Below are 24,847 nucleotides of genomic sequence, written 5' to 3' on the forward strand. Positions count from 1 at the left end.
GAGGAGTTCCCTTGGCCCACAACGACCCCGTCCTGGACCTGCCCTTCGACGTCCACCCCGACCCGACAGAGTTCCTGCGGGCCGCGCTGCGCTGGCACTTCTCGCCCGCCACCGGTTCGCCGTTCTGGTTGGACAGGGCCCGTGAGCTCGACTTCGACCCGGTCGAGGACATCACCTCCTTCGACGACCTCACCCGGTTCCCGAACCTGGCCAACGCGCTGCGCGAGGTCCCCGCGCGCGACCTCGTGCCCCGCGGCTACGGCGCGTCGCCGGGCATCGTCGGGATCTACGACAGCGGCGGCACCACCGGCGCCCCCAAGCGCGTCGCGCTGCTCAACGACTGGACCGACCGGATGCTCGACTGGAGCAGCGCGCAGCTCGACCGGCACGGGGTGCCCACCGGGCTGAACTGGTTGCAGGTGGTGCCTTCCGGGCCGCACATGGTGGGCGAGACGTTCACCCGCCAGACCATCCGCCGCGGTGGGCTGCCGTTCACCGTCGACGTGGATCCCCGTTGGGTCAAGCGACTCATCGCCGAGGGCCGCTCCGCGGAGGCCGGCGCCTACACCGACCACCTGGTCGACCAGCTCGCGCACCCGCTGGAGTCCCAGGACATCGGCGCGCTGCTGCTGACCCCGCCGGTGCTCGAACGGCTGGCCCGCCGCGAGGACCTGGTCGCGCTGGTGCGCAAGAAGGTCAAGGCGATCATGTGGGTCGGCACCCAGATGGACGCCGACACCCGGCACCTCTACCGCACCGAGGTCTTCCCGGACACGGTCATGGTGAGCGGCTTCGGCAACACGATGCTGCTCGGGCACACCTGCGAGCGGCCGGGGCTGGCCGACGGCGAGCCGTGCGTCTACGACCCGTTCTCGCCCTACATGTCCTTCGGGGTAGTCGACGCAGATACCAAGAGGACGGTCGAGTACGGCGAGCGCGGCAGGCTGGTCATGCACCACGTCAGCAAGAGCATGTTCCTGCCGAACAACCTCGAACGCGACTACGGCACGCGCATCCGGCCGCTACCGGGGCAGGTGGGCGACTCGGTCGCGGACATCTCCCCGGTGAAGGTCTTCGAGGACGAAGTGGTCATCGAAGGGGTGTACTGATGCACGGCGAGCTGATCGACCTGCCCGCGTTGGGGCCGTCCGGTCCCTACCGGGCCTACAACCGGCGGGTCGTCCCCGACGTGACCGGGGCGCCGTTCGCGGAGCTGAGCATGGCGCCCCGGTTGTTCGTCGACCGGGCGCTGGCCGCGCTGCGTTCCGCGCCGGCGATGCCGCTGCCCGCTCGGGTGGCTGCATTGACCGAGGCTTCGCGGGTCTTCCTGCACGACAATGTGTCTGGAATGTCCTTTGAGGACTACGCGGGCGCGGTGAGCAGGGTCTCCGGAGTGCCCGTGTCGGTCGTGCGCCGGGCTGGGGCGGAGATCGCCAACGCCGCGGTCAAGGCGGAGTCGAGCGCGTACGGCGCCCGGCCCGTCGGTGCCGCCGCCGACTGGCGCGATACGGCCACCCTGGCGGGACGCGGGGTCTGGACCCGCCGCGGCGAGGTCTTCGCGGTGCACGCTGCGGGCAACCACCCCGCTCCGCACGCGCTGTGGCTGGAAGCCCTGGCCCTGGGCTACCGGGTGGCGGTGCGCCCATCGCGCCGGGAGCCGTTCACTCCGTACCGACTGGTCAGCGCCCTGCGCGCGGCCGGGTTCGGCGACGACCGGGTGGTCCTGCTGCCGACCGACCACGGCGGGGCCGACGTGATCCTGGCCGGAGCCGACCTCGGCCTGGTCTACGGCGGCGACGAGGTCGTCGCCAAGTACGCGGGTGACACCACCGTGCGCACCCAGGGACCGGGCCGGTCGAAGATCCTGGTCACCGCGTCGGCGGACTGGCGCGACCACCTCGACCTGATCGTCGACTCGGTCGCCGCGCACGCCGGGGTGGCCTGCCTCAACACCACGACTGTGCTGGTACAGGGCGACCCCGGGCCACTGGCCGCGGCCATCGCCGAACGGCTGGCGGCACTGCCCAGCCTGCCGCCGCAGGACGACCGGGCAGTCCTGCCGGTCACCACGGCGGAGGCGGCCGAAGCCCTCGAGCGGTACCTGCGCGCGCAAGCGGGCGAGGGCAAGGCGTGGCTCGGTGGTGCCGGGATCGTCGACGAGCTCGGCGACGGCAGCGCGGTGCTGCGGCCCTCGGTGTACCAGCTCGACGCGGCCCCGAGGGGCGGCCGCGGCGTCGAACTGCCCTTCCCGTGCGTCTGGGTGGCGCCGTGGTCGCCGGCCGACGGTCTGGCCCCGTTGCGCGAGACGTTGGTGCTGACGGTCCTCACCGACGACGAGAGCTTGGTCGACCGCTTGCTCGTCGAACCGTCGATCAGCAACGTCTACCTGGGAGATCACCCCACCCACTGGCTCGAACCCGGCGTCCCGCACGACGGGTACCTGGGGGAGTTCCTGATGCGCGGCAAGACGGTCATCCGCGGGTGATCCCCACCGAGCGAAGCGGGGCAGGCGCCGGATTCCGGCTCCTGCCCCGCTTCCCGTCCAGTGTCAGTCGATCACGGGAGCGGCACCGCGGCGTCGAACCGGCGGGCGCCGTGCAGCCAGGCGACCTCATCGCGCAGGTCCACTTGCGACATTCCGGTCAGCAGCGCGTTGCGCGCCGCGGCTGCTTCGCCTCGTGGGTGGTAGACGCTGTTGCCGATGGCCCTGGACACCCGCTGTGCCTTGGCCGTGCGGTCTCGCCGCTCGTCGCGGAAGCGCGCCAGTCGCGGTGGTAGGTCTGCGTCGTGGTCGAGGAGGGTGCCGAGCAGCACCGCGTCCTCCAGTGCCATGCACGCGCCCTGGGCCGCGTACTGCAGCATGGGGTGCGCGGCGTCGCCGAGCAGCACGACCCGCCCGTCCACCCACTCGCGGACCGGGTCGCGGTCGCAGAGCACCCAGCTGCGCCACTGCTCGCCCAGCTCGAGCAGCCTGCGCGCCCGGTGTCCCAAGTGGATGAACTGGCCCAGCACGTGGTCCCGCCGCGCCGGGACGCCGACCAGAGCCTCGGTGGCGCCGTCGTCGCGGGTGGCCGCCAGGTTCAGCTGCCTGCCGCCACCGATGGGGTAGTGCACGAAGTGCCACTTCGGGCCCGCCCACAGCGTTACGGTGTTCGACCGCAGCGCGGGCGGCACCCGGTCCATCGGGATGACCGACCGGTAGATCGTGTGCCCGGACACCCTGGGCTCGCCGTCGCCGACGAGCTGCCCGCGCACGGTCGACCGGATCCCGTCCGCGGCGACGAGGACGTCACCGTCGACCCGTTCGCCGGAGCCGAGGACCGCGGTCACCCCGTGCTCGTCCTGGTCGTACCGCATGACCGGACTGTCCACTCGCAACTCCACCGAGGGCTTGTCGCGGCAGGCGTCCAGGAGTGGCTGGTACAGGTCGGACCGGTGCACGACCGCGTACGGGTTGCCGAACTGCGACCGGTAGTCCTCGGTGAGCCGCATCGTGGTGAGCGTGCGGTCGGTGGTCCCGTCCATGACGCGCAGCGCGTCGACGAACACCGCGCGGTCGCGCACGGCTTGGCCCACGCCGAGGGTGTCGAGCGCGTGGAAGGCGTTGGGCGCCAACTGGATGCCCGCGCCGAGTTCGGTGAACTCCGCGCGGCGCTCTAGGACGGTCACCTGGTGGCCGCGCGCCGCGGTGCTCAGCGCCGTGGCCAGGCCGCCGATGCCGCCGCCCGCGATGAGAATCCTTGCCATGTCGTCCTCCTTGCCATGTCGTCCTCCCTGACGTCGTTCGGTGGCCCCAGTTCGGTGGCCCCAGCGCGAGCGGGCTCATCTGCCGAGTGCCTCGCGCAGCCGGTCGCCGATGATGCGCTCGCCCTCCCTGGTGAGCAGGGACTCGGCGTGGAACTGCATCGAGGTGAAGTGCGGGCCGCGCAACGCGTGCACCTCGCCGGGGACACCGATGGGGCCCTCGCGGCACACCTCGACCACGCCGACGCCGAGGCACTCGGCCTTCTCGTGCGCGCTGCTCGCGGCGAAGGTGTTGTAGAAGCCGACGTGCTCACCGGTGCCGAACAGCGAGATCTCCCGTTGCACCCCCTGGTTCGGTGTCGCCAGGCGGGTCAGCGGGAGGCCGAGCCGCCGGGCGAGCACCTGGTGGCTCAGGCACACCGCCACGAACGGCCTGCGCTCGGCGAGCAGGGTGTCCACGGCGGCGGCCAGGTGCGCGATCTTGGGGTGCTCGTCCGCCCGCGGGTCGCCCGGTCCCGGGCCCAGGACGACGAGGTCGTGGCCGTCGAAGGTGTAGTCCTCGTCGAACCGGCGCACGGTGACCACCGTGCCCAGCGACCGCAGGATGTGCGCCAGCATGGCGGTGAAGGTGTCCTCGGAGTCCACCACCAGCACCCGCACGCCCGCCAGTTCCGGCACCCGCGCGTCCCGCTCGCCGGTCTCGGCGAGCCAGAACCCCGCGATCGAGGTGTTGCGCAGTTCCAGGGCCGCGCGGACGCTGGGGTGCCCGCCGAAGCCGGGCGCCCCGTCGGACTCCAGCGCCGCCAGCAGCCCGGCCACCTTGGCCTTCGTCTCGGCGACCTCGTCCGCGGGGACGGAGTGGCGCACCAGGGTGGCGCCGGTGCCGATCCGCACCCGACCGCCCCGGTCGATGTCCGCGGTGCGGATCAGGATCGCGGAGTCCACTGTGGCCGTTCCGGTCCGGTCTCGCCCGAGCAGCGCGACGACCCCGCTGTAGTAGCCGCGGCCCAGCGGCTCGGTGCGCGCGATGACCCGGAAGGCGTTCTCCAGCGGGCTCCCGGTCACCGTCGGGGCGAACATGGTGGCCCGCAGGATGTCCCGTGGGTCCATCCCGGTCTCGCCCTCGATGAGGTACTCGGTGTGCGCTAGCCGACCCATCTCCTTGAGCCGCGGCCCCACCACCCGCCCGCCCGCGCCGCAGAGCCCCGCCATCATCTTCAGTTCCTCGTCGACGACCATGTACAGCTCGTCGGACTCCTTGCGGTCGGCCAGGAACCGCAGCACCCCGGGCAGTGACGGCCCCGAGGCCGGGTAGCGGTAGGTCCCGCTCATCGGGTTCATCACCGCGGTGCCGCCCGCGAGGCTGATGTGGCGCTCCGGGCTGGCGCCGACGAAGGTGCGGTCGCCGGTGTGCACGATGAAGGTCCAGTACGCGCCTGACTCCCGCTGCACCAGCCTGCGGAAGAACGACAGCGCGCTCGCGAGCGAGTAGTCGGCCACCTCGGCGACGAACGAGCGCCGGATCACGAAGTTCGACCCCTCGCCGGTGCCGATCTCCTCGGTGATGACCTTGCGGACCAGGTCGGCGTAGGCGTCGTCACCGATGTCGAAGTGTTTGTCGGTCAACAGGACCGGGACATCGGGCAGCCTGTCGAGGGCGGCCGCGACGGGTAGGGTCGCCTGATCGGCGACGGTGAGCGCGATCAGCGGCTCGCCGTCGTCGACCACGGCGAACCCGCGTTCGACGATCTGCCGGTAGGGCACCATCAGCAGCACGTCGTGGCCCGGCGCGTCGTCCGCGCGCAGCTCGACCGCCGCCAGGGTGTCCGGAGTGGACACCGCGCCGACCAGCACCTCCATCGTGTCCGCGCCGGTCGCCTCCGGGCGGTGCAGCAGCGCGAACGGCGGCGGCGACGCCCCGAGCACGAGGTCGAGCAGCCGGGTTCCGTTGCCGGTCATCGCCGAGCTCCTTCCGGTGCGGGCGCGGTCACGGCGGCGGTGGTGGTCACCACGGCGCAGTTCAGCGCGGAGTACTCCAACGTCTGCCGGTGGTCGCGCTCGGAGAAGTCGCCGACCGCGTCGGAGACGAGGAAGACGCGCACGTCGTTGGTGAACGCGTCCACCGCGGTGGCCTGCACGCCGACGTGGGCGTAGACCCCGCACAGGACCAGCTGGTCACGACCGGACGCGCGCATCCGCGCGAGCAGGTCGGACTGGAAGAACGCGCTGTAGCGCCACTTGGTCAGCAGCCAGTCCCGCGGTCGCGGGGCCAGCGGCGCGACGATCTCCCGGTCCTGCGGCGACACCCGCATCCCCGGCCCCCAGAAGTCCGCCAGCAGTCCCCGCTGCGCCGCGGTCATGTCCCCGGGCTGGGCGGTGTAGGCCACCGGGACGTCCAGCGCGCGGGCGTGGGCGAGCAGCAGAGCCACGTTGCCTACCAGTTCGTCGCGGAACTCGGGCATGACGTCGAAGGGGCGCAGGAAGAACCGCTGCATGTCGTGCACGAGCAGCACGGTGCGCTCGGGGTCCGCGGTCCAGGCCGCGGTGTTCTCCGGCAGCGACTCCGGGCGCGGCATCGGGTAGGGCTCGATCGACGGTATCCCCGCCATGGTTCCTCCTGTGGGCAACCGTTCTCGTGGACTGCCGTTTCTCGTGCGCGGCTGGTCTTCGTGGGTTGTGGTCTTCGTGCGCGGCTGGTCGGCGTCAGACCCCGAGGGTCGCGCCGCCGTCGACGGTCAGGTCGTGCATGGTGATGTGCCGGGCCCGCGGGGAGAGCAGGAACGCCACGGCGTCGGCGATGTCGGCCGGATCGGCGACCCGACCGAGCGGGATCCCGACCTTGAAGGCCGTCGGGTCGCCGTCGACGGTGGCCGCGCGCCCGGACTCGTCCCGCCACATCGAGGTGAGCATCGCGGTCTCGGTCGAGCCGGGGGCGACCAGGTTGCAGCGCACACCGAACTGGGCGACCTCCAGACCGAGGCACTTGGTGTACATCGACGCCGCGGCCTTCGACGCCGCGTAGGCGGCCATGCCGACCCGCGCGGTGCCCGCGGCGTTGGAGGTGATCGTGACGATGGCGCCCGCGCGACGAGCGACCATCCGGTCGACGACGGTCGAGGACATGGTGAACACACCAGTGGTGTTGACCGCGAAGGTGTCCGCCCAGTCCTGGTCGGTCAACGACCGCGCCGCGCCGAGGCGCAGCACGCCCGCCGCGTTGACCAGGTGGTCGATCGGGCCGATCTCGCGCTCCACCTCGTCCACCAGCGCCTCGACGGCGGCGCGGTCGGTGATGTCCGCGGCGAACGCGGCGACCCGCGCCCCGTCCGCCCGCGCCTTGTCGGCCATCTCGGCCAGGCCCTCGGCGTCGCGGTCGACCGCGGCCACGAACGCCCCGCGCTCGCACAGCGCGCGCACCACTGCCGCGCCGATCCCGCCCGCCGCTCCGGTGACCAGGGCGATCCCGTCGGACTTGTCAGTCCCGGCGGTCACCCCGGTCATCCCGTCCACGCCGAGACCACGGCGACGGCCTGGCCGGGGTTGAGCCGGGGGTCGCAGAAGCTCGTGTACTTCTCGCCGACCCGGTCGGCCCCGCTGCGGTCCCCGGCGCACTCGGTGACCTCGTCCGGGGTGGTCTCCAGGTGCAGTCCGCCCGCGACCCCGCCCGCCTCGGCGATGGCCTCCTGCGCGCCGCGCACCTCCCGCACGATCGTCTCGAGGTAGCGCGTCTTGAGACCGGACGGGGTCTGCACCGTGTTGCCGTGCATGGGGTCGCAGAGCCAGATCGCCGGGTGGCCCGCGGCGCGCACCGCCCGCACCAGCCCGGGCAGGCGGTCGCCGACGGCGTCGGCGCCCATCCGGGCGATCAGGGTCAGCCTGCCCGGCTCGCGGTCCGGGTCGAGCCGGTCGCACACCGCCAGCAGGTCCGCCGCCGCGGTCGCGGGGCCGACCTTGCACCCGACCGGGTTGAGCACCCCGGCCAGCAGTTCGACGTGCGCGCTGTCGAGGCCCCGGGTCCGCTCGCCCACCCACGGCCAGTGCGTGGAGGACAGCAGCGACCGGCCGGTCCCGTCCCGGCGCACCATCGGGAGCTCGTAGTCCAGCAGCAGCGCCTCGTGGCTGGTCCAGACCGGCGGCTCGATCGCGGGTCCGCCGCCGTGCGCGGGCCAGCCGAGGTTGGCCATCGCCTCGCGCGCGGCGAGGTAGCCGGTGACCAGCCTGGTCGGGTCCGGCCGCCTGCACTCGACGTCGGGCTCGGGGCTGTTGACCATGTGCCCGCGGTAGACCGGCATCTCCACGCCGCCGACCACCTCGGTCGGGCTGGATCGGGGCTTGGCGAACTGGCCCGCGAACCGGCCCACCCGCAGCACCGGCTTGTGCGTGTTGAGCTTCATCGTCCCGGCGAGCAGGTCGAGCAGGGCGGACTTGCGGGCGATGTAGCCCGCGGTGCACTCGGCCGGGTCCTCGGCGCAGTCCCCCGCCTGAATCACGTGCGCCTCGCCCGCGGCGACCCGGGTCAGCAGGGTGCGCAGCACGCCGACGTCCTCGGCGCTGACCAGCGCGGGCCGGGCAGCGAGGTCCCGCCGGACCCGAGCGGTGTGCGCCGGGTCTGGCCAAGCGGGCTGTTGCCGGGCGATCGTGTCGAGCCGCGCGTTGTCCATCGGATTCCCCATAATGTTGTCTTGGCTGTGCGTGAATGTGCTCGGATCTTCGCCAAGTATGTGAAAGGGCGCGCACTGCCGAGAAGACAGCACACCCGGCTACATCGGGTCGCCTGGAATACATCAGGTTCCGGCATTTCATTCAGCTGGCCCGGTTGGCCCGCGGGGTGTAGCCTGTGCGCTGATTCCGAAAAAGCCGTGTGGCATTTCACAGAACAGAAGTGTCCATTGTGTCGTGACGTGACCGGTACACGCAGGTCGGCGGATCGACCGGGGGTCCGCTGACATTTCCGCCCACCAGGTCGGTGCCCCCGCCACCTGGTGAGCGGGGTCCTCGGGTGGCAGAGTCGGAAGAGGGCGAGGACATGCGCCACCGAACCGACCGAGGAGTGGAAAGTGCGCACTGTTCTCCCATTGGCACCTGTCCCAGTGACACCTCTCGCCGGGACACCTATCCCAATGGCGCCGCGGTCCCCGCACGGCGGGCCCGGTTTCCACGATGACGTGCTCGACGAGTTATGCGTGAGCCTGTTCGCCTCGTTGACCCGCAGCGACCAACGCCGCAGTGGGATGTCCTACCTGCGCGGTCTGCTGTTGGCGACTGGGCGCAAATCGATGCGCAACGTCGCGGCAGCGGTCGACGCGCCCGCTACCGAGCAGAGCATGCACCACTTCATCAGCGACTCGACCTGGGACTGGGAGCCGGTCCGGGCCGCGCTCACCGACTACCTGCTGGCCGCCGCCCCGCCGCGGGCGTGGGTGCTGCGCCCGCTGGTGATCCCGAAGGCGGGCAACGACTCGGTCGGCGTCGGCAAGCGGTTCTTCCCGTCGATGGGCCAGGCCCTCAACGCCCAGCACGCGATCGGGGTGTGGGCGGCCTCGGAGGACACCAGCAGCCCGGTCAACTGGCGGTTGCACCTGCCGCACGCGTGGTTGGACGACAAGCGCAAGCGCCGCCGCGCGTCGATCCCGGCGGGCACCGCCCAGGAGACGATGACCGACTGCCTGCTCGCCGCCTACCTGGAAGTCGTTTCCCGACAAGGGGTTCCGGCCCGCCCCGTCGTCTTCGACGCGCGCTGCCTGGACGTGCCCGCGGTGGTCCGCACGCTGCGCGCGGCCGGTCTGCCGTGGCTGATCCGGATCGGCTCCAACCTGCGGCTGAGCACCGCCGAGCGCGGGTTCCCCGGCCGCGACCGGGCCACCGTGCCCGCCTACCAGGTCGTCGCGGCGGCCCGCACGGCCCGGCGGCTGGTCAACTGGGTCGACCACGAGCCGGTGCACACCACCCGCACCGACCTCGCCGCCGCCGTGCCCGCGCGCCTGCCGGGCGGCGCGGAGCCCGACCTGCGCGTGGTCGGCACCGGGCAGGTCGGCCAGTCCTGGCCCGCCCAGCTGTGGCTGACCGACATCGGCGCCCCGGCCGCCACCCTGCTGCGGCTGAGCAAACTGGTCGAGCGGGTCGACCGCGACGCCCTCGACATCGCCGAGAACGTCGGCATGCGCGACTTCAGCGGTCGCTCGTTCGCGGGCTGGCACCGGCACGTCACGCTGGCCTCCGCCGCACACGCGGTGGTGGCCTCGACCTCCCAGGGCCTGGGCGGGAACACGTCACTGAGCGCGATCTCGTGACCGGCGTCGTCCGGTAGGTCGGTACGCCCACCTGCGGCCGACGAGCGGCTCACACGCACGGACTTGCCGGACAGCGCCTAGGACTTGGCCGGGAGGTTGGTGACACGCCGGTGGTGGGTGTTTGAAATTGGGGGAGACCTCCGGGTGCGGTGGTGATTGCGACCTCACCCACCGGCCTCGAGGTCTCCGTGCCCGCACGACCGTGCACGGCAGGCAGTTCATCGTCGACCGGCATCGGGCCGGGTGGCCGCAGGCGCACATCGCCGCGGCGATGGGGATCTCCCGCAAATGCGTGCGCACCTGGCTCGACCGGCACGCCACCGAGGGTGAGGCCGGTCTCTCCGACAGGTCCTCGCGCCCGCACACCTCACCGCGGCGCACCCCGGCCGAGGTCGAGGCCCGGATCGTTTAGCCGCGACGGCGTGAACGCCGCGGCCCGGACTGGTTGAGCGCCGAGACCAGGGTCCCGACACGCACGGTCTCCCGGGTCCAACGCCGCCACCAGGTCCCCCGGTTGGCGGCGTTGGACCCAACCACCGGCCACGTCATCCGGGCGTCGAAGACCACCGCGGTCCGCTATGAGCGCGGCCGCCCCGGGGAACTGGTCCACATGGACGTGAAGAAACTCGGCCGCATCCCCGACGGCGGCGGCTGGCGCGCCCACGGCCGGGCCCACACAAGCCGCAACCGGAACACGAAGACCGGGTTCGACCACGTGCATTCACTGGTCGACGACCACTCCTGGCCAGCCTACTCCGAAGTCCTCCCCGACGAGCAGGGCCCCACCCGCGCCGGATTCCTGACCAGGGCCATCGCCTACTCCGCCGGACACGGCATCACCCGCATCGAGCGACTGATGACCGACAACGCCTGGCCTGCACATGGTCCCTGCGCCAGGTCTGCGCCGAGCACGGCATCACCCAGAAGTTCATCAAACCTCACTGCCCCTGGCAGAACGGCAAAGTCGAACGCCTCAACCGCACCCGGCAAACCGAGTGGGCCTACCGGCAGAACCACACCGGGCAACACCGAACGCACCCAAGCACTGGCACCCTGGACCGAGCACTACAACACCCAACGCCGCCGCGGTGCACTCGGAGGCCACCCGCCCACCAGTCGGCTGACACCAACCTGATGGCCAAGTACACCTAGACGGGCGTCCGCAGCAGGCTCTTGCGCGTGCGGCGCAGTCGAAGGGCCAGTTGGATCTCCATGGCCTTGGCCGGTGTCTGCCAGTCGGGGCCGAGCAGGGCGGCGATCCGCGACAGCCTGCGCGACACCGTGTTCGGGTGCACGTAGAGGGCCTCGGCCGCGTAGGTCGGACTGGCCCCGGCCTCGAAGTAGACCTCCACCGTCGCGGTCAGCTCCGTGTGGTGCATCCGGTCGTAGTCGACCAGCACGCCGAGGGTGGCGTTGATGAACCCGTCGACGTCGTGGTTGTCGGAGAGCAGCATGCCGAGGAAACCCAGGTCGCGCGACGACGCGGTCTGACCAGTCGCGTTCAGCAGCGTCAGCGCGTCGAGGCAGCGCAGGGCCTCCTTGTGCGCGCGGGGGACCTCGCCCAGGTCGACGATCGGGTCCGACGCGCCGGTCGTCACCGGGTGGCCCAGCAGCGCCGCCAGCTCCGCGCCCGCCGCGACGCCCCCGTGCGCGCCGGGGACGAGCAGCACGATGCGCCCGCCCGACTCCTTGGCCAGCCCGCCGGTCCGGTGCGCGTACGCCGCCGCCCAGACGATCGCCCGGCCCAGCGAGCCGCCCTCCGGCCGGGCGACCACGACCACGTGCGGCGCGGTCAGGTCCATGCCCAGCCTGCGGGCGCGGTCGGCGAGCGGGCCGCACGGGCGCTGGTGGGCGACCAGCAGGTCGTCGAGGAACTGGACGCGCACCTGGCCCTCCGCGGTGTGCGCGCTGCACTCGATCAGCAGCGTGACCGCGATGCCCTGCGCCACCGCGAGGACCGCGCGCCGGTCGATCTCCCGCAGCGGGGCGGCGCGGTGCAGCAGCAGCGCGCCCAGACCCCGGTCGGGCAGGCCGATCGGGGTGATCCAGGTGTCCTGGGTGAGCTCCAGCGGGGCGGCCCCGCCGCGGGCCTCCAGCAGCGCGGACCACGCCCCGAGGTGCTCGAGGCCGGGGATCTCCCCGGTCGCGGTCAAGACCCGGCCCGCCGGGTCGACCACGACCAGCGTGCCGTCGAGGACCTCGGCCGCGGCGGCGGTCACCGCGGTCCGGTCGCCGCCGCCGAGCACCAGGTCCAGCAGCTCGCTCTGCGCCTCCCGCACCAGGTCCAGCGCGGCGGCGGTGTCGGCCGCGCGGGCCGCCCGCTCCCGGAGCCGGTCGGCCTCGGCCCGGTCGCGACCCAGCCGCAGCGCCTTGCCGATGGCGATCTCGGCCAGCGCGCCCAGCGAGGTGATCAGCGAGAGCTCGTCCGGCGTGAAGTGGCGGACGCCGCGGTCGGCGAGGTAGATCTCGCCGCGGAAGCTGCCGCCGTCGCGCAGTGGTATGGCGATCCAGCCGCGCAAGCCCTGGGCGGCAAGGGCTTCCTCGATCGCCGGCCGCACCGGCAGCCAGCTGCCCGCGGTGTGGTCGGCCGTCCACACCGCCTCGGGCTCCCCGGCGGCGAACCCCGGCGGCGAGTCCGCCTCGACCTGGGTGACGGTCAGGCCGTCGCAGCTGTAGGCCAGGCCGGTGCCGGTCACCTGGTCGTGGATGTCGATGTGCGCGATGTCCGTGCCGACCAACGCCCTGGCCCGGCGGGTGACCAGCGCCAGCAGCGCGTCCAGGTCGCCGGTCAGCGCGAGCTCCCGGCTGAGGTCGACCAGCGCGGTCAACCCGGCCACGTGCCGCCTGCGCTCGTCGAGCAGCCCGCGCATGTCCCGGGCCAGCTGCCTGCCTCGGGTCAGCTCGGCCAACGCCTCAGTGGACGCGCCCGCGGCCTCCGCCTGCTCAACCAACCGGTCCAGCACGTCCAGCGGCGCCTCGTCGACCAGCGACTCGAGCACCGCCCAGGCGGCGTCCCCCCGCACGAACTCGGTCGGCATCGCGATCGTCCTCCCCCGAAATGGCACGCGCTTCGTCCTCGTCCCAGACGGCCACCGTCGACGGGGAAATGGGGAAAAGATACCACGGGAACGCGCGTCTATTCGTGGGTGCAGAACCGCAATCGGGGCCTATCGGCCGAATGCCGACCGCTTTCCGCTACCCGGCGGGAATGGAGAGCGAAATCGAATCGAATTCGACACCGGACGTCACCGCGAGTAAGCGGAAAGGCGCGCCGGTCGCGCCACCGCGGCCGGGATGGGCAGCTCGGGGGATTCGGCGGGCGCGCACCGGGTGCCGTCGGCGGGCGCGCGCAGCGTGACCAGGTAGCGGTCGGCCGCGTCGCGCACGCAGTCGGTGCGGATGTACGAGCCGTGACCCCACCCCTCGTAGGTGAGCAGGACGGTCGTGCCCCGGGTTCGCCGATGCAGGGACCTCGCCCACCCGTAACCGGTCGACGGATCGTGCACGTTGTTCAGCATCAGGACCTTCGGCGCCCCACCGAGGTCCGGCTGCCGCTGCGGGTTGGTGGCGTCGGGCAGCCCGACGCAGCTGTGCACGACCTGGTGCCCGAGGAAGGCTCGCGACATGTGCGGCGCGAGCTCCCCCGCGCGCCTGAGCAGGGCGGTGTACTCGCGCAGCGAGCGCGGCCGGATCTGCCAGTCCTGGCAGAACGCCGGGACGAACGGGAAGGCGACGGTCTCCGCACCCAGCCCCGCCACCCGGCTCGTCGCGGGCCCAGTTCGCGCCCGGTCCACGAGCCACTGGGCAAGCTGCGTCCAACTCGGGTCGTAGAACGACAGCAACGCGTAGTCAACGATCTGACTCGCGGACACCGGCCGCCCAGGGTCACCCGGCTCGGAGATCTCACCGCGGTCGGCCCGGGCAATCAGGTCGTCCCAGAACGTCCCAACGTCCTGACCGTGCAACGCACACCCGGCGTTCGCACCACACCACCTCACAAACTCCCGAAACGAGTCCTCGGCGGCGATCGCCGTGCCCTCGTTGAAGCCCCACGCGTCCACCCCGTGATCGAGGTTCGAGTCGATCACCATGGCCCGCAGCTCACGCCCATGACTGAGGTGCTGGAAGGTTCTCGGACAGTGGCCTGAAGGGTGTGAGTGAGGTTCGTGGGCAATTGCACAAGTTTCCCGTGGACTGGGGCAATCCACCCTTGTGGAGACCGAGGGCAAGTGGCGGCGAGGCCACTGATGGTCGGTTGGGTCAGGGCGAACTGGTCAGGGTGTCTGCCAGCTGCGAGCGCTGGCCCATGTTCGGCCCGTGTCGGTCCACAGGGCCCGGCCGGTCGGTGCGGGTGCGGGGGCGGGAGGGGACAGCAGGACCGTCAGCAGGGCGGCCAGTTCCTCCGGGGTCGGGTTTCCCTTCGTGACCCGGATCGTCGGGGGTGTCATAGCGGGGGGTTGCCGTGTTTGCGGTGGGGGAGGTCTTCATGTTTGGCGTGGAGCATTCTCAGGGCGGAGATCAGGGTGGGGCGGGTTTCGCAGGGATCGATGACGTCGTCGATGAGGCCCAGTTCGGCGGCGTGGTAGGGGTGGAGGAGTTCGCGGCGGTATTCGGTTGCGCGGGTGCGGCGGAGGGCGTTGGGGTTTGTCGAGGTGGCCAGTTCGCGGCGGTGGATGACCTCGGTGGCGCCTTCGGCGCCCATGATGGCTATTTCGTTGGTGGGCCAGGCGAGGGCCAGATCGGTGCCGACCGGGCGGGAGTCCATGACGAGGTAGGCGCCGCCGTATGCCTTGCGGAGGACGAGGGAGACGCGGGGGACGGTGGCGTCGCAGTAGGCGTAGAGGAGTTTGGCGCCGTGGCGGATGATGCCGTTGTGTTCCTGGTCGACGCCGGGGAGGAAACCGGGGACGTCCACCAGGGTGACCAAGGGGATGTTGAAGGCGTCGCAGAAGCGGACGAAGCGGGCGGCCTTCTCACTGGCGTGGATGTCCAGGGCGCCCGCCAGGACGGTGGGCTGGTTGGCGACGATGCCGACGGTGTGGCCGTCGAGCCTGGCCAGGCCGCACACCACGTTGGTGGCCCAGCGGGCGTGGACCTCAAGGAAGTCGCCGTCGTCGACGATCTCCTCGATCACCCGGCGGATGTCGTAGGCGCGGTTCCCGTCGGCGGGGACTAGGTCGAGCAGCGCGTCGCTGGTGCGGTCCGCCGGGTCCGCGCAGGCGACCACCGGCGGCAGCTCGCGGTTGTTGGCTGGCAGCAGGGACAGCAGGGCGCGGACCTCGGCGAGGGTCGTCTCCTCGTCGTCGTACACGAACTGGGCGACACCGGAGACGCAGGCGTGGAGGTCGGCGCCGCCCAATTCGTCGCTGGTGACCGACGCGCCCGTCACCGCCCGGATCACATCCGGGCCGGTGATGAACATCTGCGAGGTGTCGCGCACCGCGAAGACGAAATCGGTCAGGCCGGGTGAGTAGGCTGCGCCGCCCGCGCAGGAACCCAGGATCACCGAGATCTGCGGGATGACACCGGAGGCCTTGGTGTTGCGGCGGAAAACACCCCCGTAGCCCGCCATCGCCATGACGCCCTCCTGGATGCGGGCGCCCGCGCCGTCGTTCAGGGAGACAAGCGGGGAGCCCGCCGCGACGGCCAGGTCCATGATCTTGTGGATCTTCTGGGCGTGGGCCTCGCCGAGGGTTCCGCCGAACAGGCGGAAGTCGTGGGCGTACACGAACACCTGGCGGCCGTCGACCGTGCCCCAGCCCGTGACGACACCGTCGGTGTAGGGGCGGTGGGCGTCCAGGCCGAACGCGGTGGCCCGGTGCCTGCGCAACGCCTCCACCTCGGTGAAGCTGCCCTTGTCCAACAGGAGGTCGAGCCGTTCGCGGACGGTCAGCCTGCCCTTCGCGTGCTGCCGGGCGGTCGCCTCGGGGTCGGGCCCGTGATAGGCCAGCTCCTTCAGCCGCCGCAGCCGGTCGACCGGGTCCGTCACGGCCGGGGCGCGGTGTACTCGGACAGCAGCTCGAACGGCGCCGGGTCGGCGGTGGCGTGCTTGCGCAGCTCCGACACCGGGACCTGGAAACCCTCACCCGCCAGCGCCGCGCGGTGCGCCACGGGGTCGTTCCACACGGCGACCTCCACGAAGACGCGTTCGTCCCGCGCCGAGCGGTACAGCCGGTGCGCGGCGAAACCGGGCTGTGCGCGCATGTACGCCGACAGCCTGCCCAGGAGCCTGCGGAACTCCTCGACGTCCCCGGTCACGGTGTAGCGGTTGATGAAGTGGTGCACGGCGGAAAACTCCTGTCGGGATAGGACGGACTCAGACTTCCAGGTTCCGGAGGTGCTGTTCCCGCAGTTCGCGGCGCTGCACCTTGCCGGTGGCGGACCGGGCGATCCGCTCGACAAGCTCCACGTGGTGCAGGTGCTCGTAGTACGCCACCTTGTCGTTGACGAAGTCGATGACGTCCCGCGGCACGCACCCCTGGTTCGCGGGCACCACCAAGGCGTGGGCGACGGCACCGCTCAGCTCGTGCGGGACGTCCACCACGACGCAGTCGGCGACGGCGGGGTGTCGCAACAGGACACGCTCGACCTCCGTGGGCGACACCAGCCAGTTGTCGCACTTGAAGGCGTCCTTGAGCCGGTCGACCACGTACAGGCTGCCGTCCGCGTCGATCCAGCCGATGTCGCCGGTCGAGAACCACCCGTCGGCGTCGACATCGTGCGACAGGTCCCGCCCGAGGTAGCCGAGCATCAGCTGCGGGCCACGCACCTGGATCTCGCCCCGCTCCCGCACCGGCAGCGTGACCTGGCTCGCCACGTCGACCACCCGGCTTTCCGCGCCGGGCACCAGGACCCCCGACGAACCGCCGCGCGGACGGTCCAGATCGGACAGGTGGACGCTCGGTGAGGTCTCGGCGAGTCCGTACCCCTGCACGACCGGGATGCCGAGATGCTGGCTGAGCACACTCGCCGCGTCCGGGGCCAGCGCCGACCCGCCCGACAGGACCGCCCGCAGCGACGGGGCCTCCAGGTCGTGCAGCCGGGGATCGGCGGCCAGCTTGGCCAGGCGCATCGGCAGGCTGTAGTAGTGCGTCGCGCGGTAGGCCGAGGCCGCGGTCACCGCTTCCGCCACGTCCGCGCCCGGCCAGAGCACATGCGTGGCCGCGACGGCGGCGGACACCGTGACATGCATCAGGTGCAGCGTCGGCAGGTGGTTGAACAACACTGACGTTTCGTCGACCTGGTGCATGTACGCGGTCTGCGCGGCGTTCACGGTCAGGTTGCGGTGCGAGAGCCGCGCGGCCTTGGGAGCGCCGGTTGTGCCGCTGGTGAACTGCAGGCAGGCGACCGAGTCGGCGTCGGCGTCGGGTGCCTCCACGAACGCGGGCGCGCCTGCCGCGATGTCGGCGAGCGTCGGCCCGGCGTCGGGCGGCAGGTCCGGCGAACGATGCGTCAACACGACGTGTTCGAGCCCTTCCAACCGGTCTCGCACCGCCGCGAGCACCGGGAACATCGCGGGACTGATGATCGCGACCCGGGCCCCGCACACCCGCAGCACATGGGTGATCCGCTCCTCCGGCAGCAACGGGTTGACCAGCGCGCTGATGTTCCCCGACCGGGAGATCCCGAAGAACGCCCCCGGGAACACCGGGTCGAGCACGGCGGCGAGCGCGATGACCGAACCGGGTTCCCCGGTCAACGCGCGCAACCCGGAGGCGATGGCGTCGGTCCGCGTGTCCAGCTCCGCGTAGGTGATGTCCCCGGAGGGCGAGCGCACCGCGAGACCGTCCGGTCGGCGTCCTGCGGCGCGCCGCAGGACGTGGTCCACCCGTGGGCCCGCGATCAGGTGGGCGATGGTGTCCAGCGGCGGGCCCGCCATCGCCGAGGTGGGGCCCCCGGGGGCCGTCGGGCTGGTGTGCGCGGGGATGGCCATGACCGCACTGTGGGCGACCGGCTTCGAAGGCCGCTGGACGCGGGGCGGAGCGCCGGTCCTCCAGTGAGGTTCCAAACGGGCCGGACACAGTGCCCCGGATGCTGACTGAGCGGAGGGGCGATGAGCGCGAGAGCAAGTGGCCGGGCCTACGACGTCGACGTGCTGGTCGCGGGCGCCGGGCCGGTGGGGCTGACGGCCGCCTACGAGCTGGTGCGGCGCGGGGTCGCGGTGCGGGTCGTGGACCGGGCGGCGGGACCGGCGACGACGAGCAGGGCGACGGCGACGCACGCCCGCACCCTGGAGATCTACCACCAGATGGGCATCCTGGCCGAGCTGCTGGCCAGGGGCCAGAAGGTGGACAACTTCACCATGCACCGGCGGGGGCGGGTGATGACGAGGCTCGGCACGGACTACTCGGAGCTGCCGACCCGGTTCCCGTTCACGCTCCAGGTCGACCAGGTCATCACCGAGGAGGTGCTGCGGGACCGGCTGAGCGAGGCGGGCGTCAAGGTCGAGTGGGGCGTCGCGCTGGAGTCGCTCACCCAGGAGGCGGACGGGGTCGCCGCGTCGCTGCGGGCGGTGCACTCCTCGGGCGGCGAGTCCGAGGAGTGCGTCGCCCGCTGGCTGGTCGGCGCCGACGGCGCGCACAGCACGGTGCGCAAGCAGTTGGGCATCGACCTGCTCGGGGAGTCCTCCGAGAAGTGGATGGTGGCCGACGCCCGGATCGAGATCGATCTTCCCCGGGACAGCCTGCACTGGATGCACCTGTCCAGCGGCACGATCCTCATGGTGCCGTTCCCGGAGCCGGGCAAGTGGCGCCTGCTGGACACCGACGACGTGCGGGAGGGCGAGCCCGCGGACGTCGTGCGGGCCCGGTTCGAGGCGAAGATGTCCGAGGGGCTCGGCAAGCCGGTCGCGGTCGACGAGCTGACCTGGATGTCGGTGTTCACGATCCGCCAGCGCATGGTCGAGACCATGCGGTCCGGTCGCTGCTTCATCGCGGGCGACGCCGCCCACGTGCACAGCCCCGCCTCGGGCCAGGGCATGAACACCGGTATCCAGGACGGCTACAACCTGGCGTGGAAGCTCGCCGCCGTGATCAAGGGCCAGGCGGCCGACGGCCTGCTGGACTCCTACAGCGCCGAGCGGGTCCCGGTCGGCGAGGTCCTGCTCGGGTCGACCAGGGTCGCCACGAGGCTGATCGCCCTGCGCAACGCCGCCGCGCCGGTGCTGCTGCCGGTGGGCCTGGGCCTGCTCAACCTGCTGCGGCCGATCAAGCACAAGGTGGAGCGCAAGATCCTGCGCGGCATGTCGGGGCTGGCGCTGCACTACCGGGCCAGCCCGCTCACCGTGCCCGCCTCGGACGACTCCGACAGCGGGCCGAGGATCATGCCGGGGGACCGGGTGTCGTGTTCGGTCGAGGACCTGGACCGGGGCCCGGGTTGGCGGGCGGTCTGCGAGGACCTGGCCGACGTCCGCTGGAAGCTGCTGGTCTTCGCCGGGCCCGGTCCCGTGCCCGAGGCGGTGAACGAGGTCCGCGAGGCGTACGGGGACGCGGTCGTGGTCCGGATCGTGCGTGAGTCGGCGGACGGCGACGGCGCCCTGGCCGACCCGGGTGGCCTGGTGCGGCGGGCCATCGCCGGGAACGCCGGACCGAGCTGCGCCCTGGTCCGCCCGGACGGCTACCTCGCCGCGACCGCCCGGCTCGGTGACGGGTCCGGTGTGGACGACCTGCTGCGCCGCGTCCACCTGCTGTCGACCTAGCTTGAGTTTTAACCTTCGGGTGGTGCTTGCCGCCCCCTGTCGATCATGAACGCAGCCCTTGGTCGATCATTCCTTCTTGCGACAGTTGGAAGATCGAACAAGGGCTGCGGTGATCAGTGTGCCTGACGCCAGTGACAGGCGTGCCAACGGGGAGCTGTCGAAGTTCCGGCGGCAGGTCCATGAGTCTCTGAACCGGCGAGCGGACGCGTTGTTCGAGCTGGCCGAGGCGGTGTTGTGCGCCGACGGGCCGGTGCGGTCGATCGCGGAGTTGTCGCTGGTAGGTGAGCATCGCCGAGGGCATGGCAGCGGATATGCCGCACTCGCGCGCGGCACGATGGACATACCGCGACTGCAGACTGCGCTGAGCGCGGCGTCGATCCCACGGGCCGCGGACGGGCGGCTGGTACTGGCAGTCGATGTGACCTGCTGGCTTCGTCCGGAAGCACACACCAGCCCGCAACGGATCCTGTGCCACACCTACGGCCGTGGCAAAGGCCAGCACGTCATGGTGCCGGGCTGGCCCTACTCCGTCGTCGTCGCCCTGGAAACAGGACGCCATTCGTGGACCGCGCCGCTGGACGCGGTCCGGCTCACCCCCGGCGACAACGCCGCGAACGTGACTGCCCGGCAGATCCGCGGCGTGGTGGACCGTCTGATCGCGGCGGGGCACTGGCGGCCGGGAGACCCGGATATCCTGCTGGTCGCCGACGCCGGCTACGACGGCCCTCGGCTGGCCCACGTGCTGGCCGATCTTCCGATCACCGTGCTGGGGCGGATGCGCACCGATCGGGTCCTGCGCCGTCCGGTCCCGCCGCAGCCGCCCGGCACGCTGGGCAGGCCACGCCGCCACGGCGACGAGTTCGCTTTCGGTGACCCGAATACCTGGGGCGAGCCGGATGTCACCATCGACACCACGACCCGGCTCCACGGCCCAGCGCTGATCCGAGCCTGGGACCGGCTGCACCCACGGCTGACCCACCGCATCGCCTGGGCCGGCCACGACGGTGCCCTGCCGATCATCGAGGGCACCGTGATCCGGCTCGAAGTCCAGCGCCTGCCCTCCGGCGCGATCCCGAAACCCGTGTGGCTCTGGCACTCCCGCACCGACCTGAGCCACACCGAGGTCGACCTGGCCTGGCAGGCTTTCCTGCGCCGGTTCGACATCGAACACACCTTCCGCATGCTCAAGCAAACCCTCGGCCGGACCACCCCGAAACTCCGCTCACCCGAAGCGGCCGACCGCTGGACCTGGCTACTTCTCACCGCTTGCACCCAGCTCCGCCTCGCCCGCGACCTCACCACCGATCTGCGCCGCCCCTGGGAGAAACCCCGACCAGCCCAGCGACTCACCCCAGCCAGGATCCGCCGAGGATTTCGGAACCTGCGCCCACAACTTGTCTGTCCGGCCGGTGTCCCGAAACCCTCCGGCCCCGGCCCCGGCCGTCCCACCGGCACACCCAATCAACGACCCACGTCACGCCACGACGTCCACACCGTCACCAGCACAAACACCCGAAAACCCAACCACAGCAGAAACACCAAATCGAGCAACCCACGACCCCGCCGAACAGGTTAAAACTCAAGCTAGGAACCGTCATGCGGATCATCGACCTACCCACCCCGATCGACGCCTCGGTGTGGGAGCCCAACCCCGTCAAGCACGAGGTGGTGTCACCCGCTGAGGGTGGCAGGCACATGGCCGAGGGCATGCGGGAGCGGTACGGGCTGGAGTTCGACCCGGCCGAACTCCCGGACGGCGAACTGCTCTCGCTCGACACCGTCAAGCTCACCACGCACACCGGGACCCACGTCGACGCGCCGTCGCACTACGGTTCGCGCGCCGCCTACGGCGAGCCGCAGCACATCGACCGGATGCCGCTCGACTGGTTCGTGCGACCCGGCATGGTCCTCGACCTCACCGACCAGCCGGTCGGCGCGGCCGGGGCGGACGTGCTGCGGCGCGAGTTCGACCGCGTCGGCCGCGAATCGGAGCCGATGGAGATCGTCATGCTGAACACCGGCGCGGACCGGATCGCCGGCACGCCCGCGTACTTCGCGAAGTTCGTGGGTCTGGACGCCGCCACCAACCTGCTGCTCGACCTCGGGGTGCGGGTGATCGGAACGGACGCGTTCAGCCTGGACGCGCCATTCACCCACATGATAGATGAGTTCCAGCGGGCCGGGGATCGCTGTGTGCTGTGGCCGGCGCACTTCGTCGGCAGGGAAAGGGAATACTGCCAGATCGAACGGCTCGCGAACCTGGACCTGCTGCCGGGCCGGACCGGGTTCACAGTGTCGTGCCTGCCGGTGAAGCTGGTCAACGGCGGTGCAGGCTGGGCGCGGGCGGTGGCGTTCGTCCCCGACGAATAGTCCGATCGAGACACAACAGCGGCTGGCGCACCCTCTGAGGTGTGCCGGCCGCTGTTCTGCGTACTACGGAAGGTCGTCGCGGGTGACGTGACGGCGGTGCACCAGGAGAGAACCGCCTTCCCGCACCAGCAGGTCCTCACAGACGCACACGCGGTGCAGGCCGGGCTCGCCACCCAGCTTGGTGGAGAAAACCAAGGCATAGCAGCGCACCCGCAGCGAGCCGTCGGGCTCCGGGAAGATCGCCACCATGCCGTGCCAGTGCCTGCGCCGCACCCCCTCGGCGGCCAGCTCGACCGTGGTCCGGCGCAGCGACTCGGCGAGTTCCGCGCGGCCGCGCATCGGTTCCGGCAGCGTCGGCACGGAGAACGTGGCGTCGGGTGTGAAGGTGTCGGCCCACGCGTCGATGGCGCCGTTGTCGAGTAGCTGCATGTGCACCGCGTAGAACTGCTGCACCTCCGCGCGGGTCTCGGCGGTCACGGCCTGGGTCTGGGTCTGCTGCTGGGTGGTCACGGGTCTCCCTTGTCGTCGTCCACGCGGCACTGCCGCGGCCGGGACATGTCAGCCGCACCCTCCCCGAGCGCGTTCGAACGCCCGTCGAGCCGGAACGGGGTGACAGCGGGTAGGGAAGTCGACGGGTGCTCCAGACCGTCTCCAAGATCGCCCGGCAAGGTTCAGGCACAGTGACCGACGAGAGTGGACCGGAGGACCCTTCCGTGGCAGCAGCGAAGACCCGTCGGGTGGAGGAGAAGGCGCTCATCGCGGCGCCGGTGGCGACCGTGCGTGACATCGTGGTGGATGTCGAGGCGTGGCCGCAGGTGCACCGGCCCGCGGTGCACGCGGAGATCCTTTCCAGCGACGACAACGGTGACCTCATCCAGCACTGGTCCATCATGGACGACAGCACGGCGCGCACGTGGACCTCGCGCCGCAGGGTGACCGAGTCGGGGGAGGTCCGCTTCGCGCACGAGCCCGCCGACGAGCCGTTCGCGAGCGTGGCGGGCGGCTTCGAGTTCGAGGAGCAGCCCGACGGCGGCACCCTTGTGCGCATGTACCACGAGTTCATCCTGCTGCGGGACGACGACACCGTCGCCGCGCGGCGGTCGGACTCGATGCGTCGCGGCAGCCAGGAGTACCTGGAGACACTGAGGTTCGCCGCTGAGAACGCCGAGGACCTGCGGCTGCGGACGATCACCTTCGAGGACCCGCTGTTCGTCGCGGGTTCGGTGGCCGACGCCTACACCTACCTCTACGAGGCCGACAAGTGGCCAGAGCGCATCCCGCACGTCCTCCGCTTGGACCTGGAGGAGAGCATGCCCAACATCCAGTTCTTCGACATGGACACCAGGTCGGCCGACGGCTCCGAGCACACCACCCGCTCGGTGCGGATCTGCCTGCCCGGACACAAGATCGTGTACAAGCAGACACGCCCGCCCAAGACACTCGACGCGCACACCGGGCACTGGCTGTTCACCGAGACCCCGGAGGGGCTCATCGTGAGTGCCCGGCACACCGCGACCGTCCGCCCGGCGGGTCTGCACCTGCTCGGCGCGGGCACCAAGGTCGAGGGCGCCCGCAGGTACCTGCGCCGCGTGCTCAGCGCCAACAGCATGGGAAACCTGCGGCTGGCCAAGGAATACGCCGAGAAGCTGGCTGGGTTCTGACCGCCATGCCCGGGCACACTCCGCGGGTGGCCGCCCTCCGGCCGCTGCCTGTTCCGTCCACATCGGACCGCTCGCGCCGGGTGGCGTTGCTGCTGCCCGGCCAGGGCTCCCAGTACCGGCGGATGGCCGCCGGTCTGTACGACTCGGAACCGGTGTTCACCGCCGCCATGGACGAGGTGTTCACCGCGCTCGGGAAGGCGGGCCGTGAGCTGCGCGCGGACTGGCTGGACGTGCGGCCCCACCGGTCGCTTGACGACGCCGTCCGGTCCCAGCCGCTGCTGTTCGCGGTCGACCACGCGCTCGGCAGGCTCGTGCTGGACCAGGGTGTCGAGCCCGCCGCCCTGCTCGGGCACAGCGTCGGCGAGATGGCGGCGGCGGCGCTCGCGGGCGTGTTCTCCGCCGGGGACGCGGCCGGGTTGGTGCTGGACCGCGTGCGCAGGCTGGCGTCGGCGCCCGCGGGCGGGATGCTGGCGGTGGCCGCGAGCGCGGCGCAGGTGGAACCGTTCCTGGGGGCCGGTGTGGTGGTCGGCGCGGTCAACGCGCCCCGCCACACTGTGCTCGCCGGTCCGCGTCCTGCCCTGGACGCGGTGGCGGGCAGGCTGACGGCGGCGGGGTTCGCCAGCCGCCCGGTCGCCTCCGACACCGCGTTCCACAGCCCGGTGCTCGCGCCGTGGCTGGCGGGCGCCCCGGCCCAGGTGGCGTCCGTCGCGCGCACACCACCGAGCCGCACCATCTACTCGGGACGGACGGCGGCGCCGCTGTCCGCAGACCAGGCCGTCGACCCGGGGTTCTGGGCGGCGCACCCGGTGACGCCGGTGTTGTTCTGGCCCGCGCTCGACGCCCTGCTGTCCACGGGCGACTACCTGCTCGTGGAGACCGGGCCGGGCCGGACGCTGACCGGCATCGCCCGCAGGCACCCGACGGTCCGGCGCGGCGCGAGCGCCGTGCTGCCACTGCTATCGGGCGGGCCGGTCGCCGAGGAGGCGGACCGCGCTTCCTGGCACGCGGCCGTGGCGGAGCTGCGCGCGAGCGGGGTGTGCCCGGTGGGTCCCGCGGCGGCGCGCGCCGGGAGTTCCTGAGCCCGC

The 24,847-nt window shown here is 71.7% G+C and carries 20 protein-coding genes and 1 pseudogene; 9 read left to right on the forward strand and 12 right to left on the reverse strand.

The annotated features are described in order from the left end of the window. Positions 1-11: 11 nt before the first annotated feature. Both QSK30_RS01065 and QSK30_RS01070 read left to right on the forward strand, forming a co-directional pair. Positions 12-1,109 (forward strand): phenazine antibiotic biosynthesis protein, encoded by a 1,098-nt coding sequence (locus QSK30_RS01065; RefSeq protein WP_285498823.1) that lies wholly within the window; start codon positions 12-14, stop codon positions 1,107-1,109. Beyond that, complete coding sequence (locus QSK30_RS01070; protein ID WP_285498824.1) at positions 1,109-2,485, forward strand: aldehyde dehydrogenase family protein; 1,377 nt, start codon at positions 1,109-1,111, stop codon at positions 2,483-2,485. The genes QSK30_RS01065 and QSK30_RS01070 overlap by 1 nt, the downstream gene beginning before the upstream one ends. A gap of 71 nt (positions 2,486-2,556) precedes the next feature. Here QSK30_RS01070 and QSK30_RS01075 read toward each other — a convergent pair whose 3' ends face one another. The 5 genes from QSK30_RS01075 to QSK30_RS01095 form a co-directional block, all read right to left on the reverse strand. Continuing rightward, positions 2,557-3,747 (reverse strand): 3-hydroxybenzoate 6-monooxygenase, encoded by a 1,191-nt coding sequence (locus tag QSK30_RS01075; protein ID WP_285498825.1) that lies wholly within the window; start codon positions 3,745-3,747, stop codon positions 2,557-2,559. 75 nt (positions 3,748-3,822) lie between these two features. Beyond that, complete coding sequence (locus QSK30_RS01080) at positions 3,823-5,703, reverse strand: anthranilate synthase family protein (protein WP_285498826.1); 1,881 nt, start codon at positions 5,701-5,703, stop codon at positions 3,823-3,825. Next, the gene (locus tag QSK30_RS01085) at positions 5,700-6,353 is read right to left on the reverse strand and encodes an isochorismatase family protein (RefSeq protein ID WP_285498827.1); all 654 of its coding nucleotides are present in this window, start codon (positions 6,351-6,353) and stop codon (positions 5,700-5,702) included. Before QSK30_RS01085 ends, QSK30_RS01080 begins: the two co-directional genes overlap by 4 nt. A gap of 94 nt (positions 6,354-6,447) precedes the next feature. After that, entirely contained in the window at positions 6,448-7,245 is a 798-nt protein-coding gene (locus QSK30_RS01090) for a 2,3-dihydro-2,3-dihydroxybenzoate dehydrogenase (protein ID WP_285498866.1), read from the reverse strand. Beyond that, complete coding sequence (locus QSK30_RS01095; protein ID WP_285498828.1) at positions 7,242-8,405, reverse strand: 3-deoxy-7-phosphoheptulonate synthase; 1,164 nt, start codon at positions 8,403-8,405, stop codon at positions 7,242-7,244. The genes QSK30_RS01090 and QSK30_RS01095 overlap by 4 nt, the downstream gene beginning before the upstream one ends. 459 nt (positions 8,406-8,864) lie before the next feature. Here QSK30_RS01095 and QSK30_RS01100 point away from each other — a divergent pair, with 459 nt between their 5' ends. Together QSK30_RS01100 and QSK30_RS01105 are read left to right on the forward strand one after the other, a co-directional pair. Next, the gene (locus tag QSK30_RS01100) at positions 8,865-10,034 is read left to right on the forward strand and encodes an IS701 family transposase (RefSeq protein WP_285498829.1); all 1,170 of its coding nucleotides are present in this window, start codon (positions 8,865-8,867) and stop codon (positions 10,032-10,034) included. A 127-nt stretch (positions 10,035-10,161) separates the two neighbouring features. After that, positions 10,162-11,169, forward strand: a pseudogene (locus tag QSK30_RS01105) (IS481 family transposase). Positions 11,170-11,182: 13 nt separating this feature from the next. Here the strand turns inward: QSK30_RS01105 and QSK30_RS01110 are convergent. The 6 genes from QSK30_RS01110 to QSK30_RS01130 all read right to left on the reverse strand — a co-directional run bounded on the left by QSK30_RS01110 (position 11,183) and on the right by QSK30_RS01130 (position 17,967). Continuing rightward, positions 11,183-13,072 carry a helix-turn-helix domain-containing protein gene (locus QSK30_RS01110; protein ID WP_285498830.1) on the reverse strand — a complete coding sequence of 630 codons (1,890 nt, stop codon included), beginning with the start codon at positions 13,070-13,072 and terminating at the stop codon, positions 11,183-11,185. A gap of 207 nt (positions 13,073-13,279) precedes the next feature. Then, positions 13,280-14,125 (reverse strand): alpha/beta hydrolase, encoded by an 846-nt coding sequence (locus QSK30_RS01115; protein WP_285498831.1) that lies wholly within the window; start codon positions 14,123-14,125, stop codon positions 13,280-13,282. A gap of 183 nt (positions 14,126-14,308) precedes the next feature. Beyond that, positions 14,309-14,482: an acyl-CoA carboxylase subunit epsilon gene (locus QSK30_RS36720; RefSeq protein WP_352231534.1), complete on the reverse strand. Its 174-nt coding sequence runs from the start codon at positions 14,480-14,482 to the stop codon at positions 14,309-14,311. After that, positions 14,479-16,002, reverse strand: a complete 1,524-nt coding sequence (locus QSK30_RS01120; RefSeq protein WP_285498867.1) for an acyl-CoA carboxylase subunit beta — start codon at positions 16,000-16,002, stop codon at positions 14,479-14,481. Before QSK30_RS01120 ends, QSK30_RS36720 begins: the two co-directional genes overlap by 4 nt. A 17-nt stretch (positions 16,003-16,019) precedes the next feature. Continuing rightward, positions 16,020-16,319 carry an antibiotic biosynthesis monooxygenase family protein gene (locus QSK30_RS01125; RefSeq protein ID WP_285498832.1) on the reverse strand — a complete coding sequence of 100 codons (300 nt, stop codon included), beginning with the start codon at positions 16,317-16,319 and terminating at the stop codon, positions 16,020-16,022. Between the two features lie 31 nt (positions 16,320-16,350). Then, the gene (locus tag QSK30_RS01130; protein ID WP_285498833.1) at positions 16,351-17,967 is read right to left on the reverse strand and encodes a class I adenylate-forming enzyme family protein; all 1,617 of its coding nucleotides are present in this window, start codon (positions 17,965-17,967) and stop codon (positions 16,351-16,353) included. Between the two features lie 120 nt (positions 17,968-18,087). Here QSK30_RS01130 and QSK30_RS01135 point away from each other — a divergent pair, with 120 nt between their 5' ends. The 3 genes from QSK30_RS01135 to QSK30_RS01145 all read left to right on the forward strand — a co-directional run bounded on the left by QSK30_RS01135 (position 18,088) and on the right by QSK30_RS01145 (position 22,101). Beyond that, complete coding sequence (locus QSK30_RS01135; RefSeq protein WP_285498834.1) at positions 18,088-19,731, forward strand: FAD-dependent oxidoreductase; 1,644 nt, start codon at positions 18,088-18,090, stop codon at positions 19,729-19,731. 76 nt (positions 19,732-19,807) lie between these two features. Next, a complete protein-coding gene (locus tag QSK30_RS01140; protein WP_285498835.1) occupies positions 19,808-21,307 on the forward strand; it encodes an NF041680 family putative transposase in 1,500 nt (499 codons plus the stop codon). A gap of 20 nt (positions 21,308-21,327) precedes the next feature. Next, the gene (locus QSK30_RS01145; protein WP_285498836.1) at positions 21,328-22,101 is read left to right on the forward strand and encodes a cyclase family protein; all 774 of its coding nucleotides are present in this window, start codon (positions 21,328-21,330) and stop codon (positions 22,099-22,101) included. Positions 22,102-22,164: 63 nt separating this feature from the next. On the opposite strand, the gene QSK30_RS01150 is transcribed toward QSK30_RS01145, so the two are convergent. Then, positions 22,165-22,611 carry a nuclear transport factor 2 family protein gene (locus tag QSK30_RS01150; protein ID WP_285498837.1) on the reverse strand — a complete coding sequence of 149 codons (447 nt, stop codon included), beginning with the start codon at positions 22,609-22,611 and terminating at the stop codon, positions 22,165-22,167. A gap of 203 nt (positions 22,612-22,814) precedes the next feature. On the opposite strand from QSK30_RS01150, the gene QSK30_RS01155 reads away from it, so the two are divergent. After that, positions 22,815-23,762 (forward strand): SRPBCC family protein, encoded by a 948-nt coding sequence (locus tag QSK30_RS01155; RefSeq protein ID WP_285498838.1) that lies wholly within the window; start codon positions 22,815-22,817, stop codon positions 23,760-23,762. A gap of 26 nt (positions 23,763-23,788) precedes the next feature. Continuing rightward, complete coding sequence (locus tag QSK30_RS01160) at positions 23,789-24,841, forward strand: acyltransferase domain-containing protein (protein WP_285498839.1); 1,053 nt, start codon at positions 23,789-23,791, stop codon at positions 24,839-24,841. The last annotated feature ends 6 nt before the right edge of the window (positions 24,842-24,847 follow it).

The organism is Actinokineospora sp. NBRC 105648, from assembly GCF_030269645.1.
Taxonomy (GTDB): domain Bacteria; phylum Actinomycetota; class Actinomycetes; order Mycobacteriales; family Pseudonocardiaceae; genus Actinokineospora.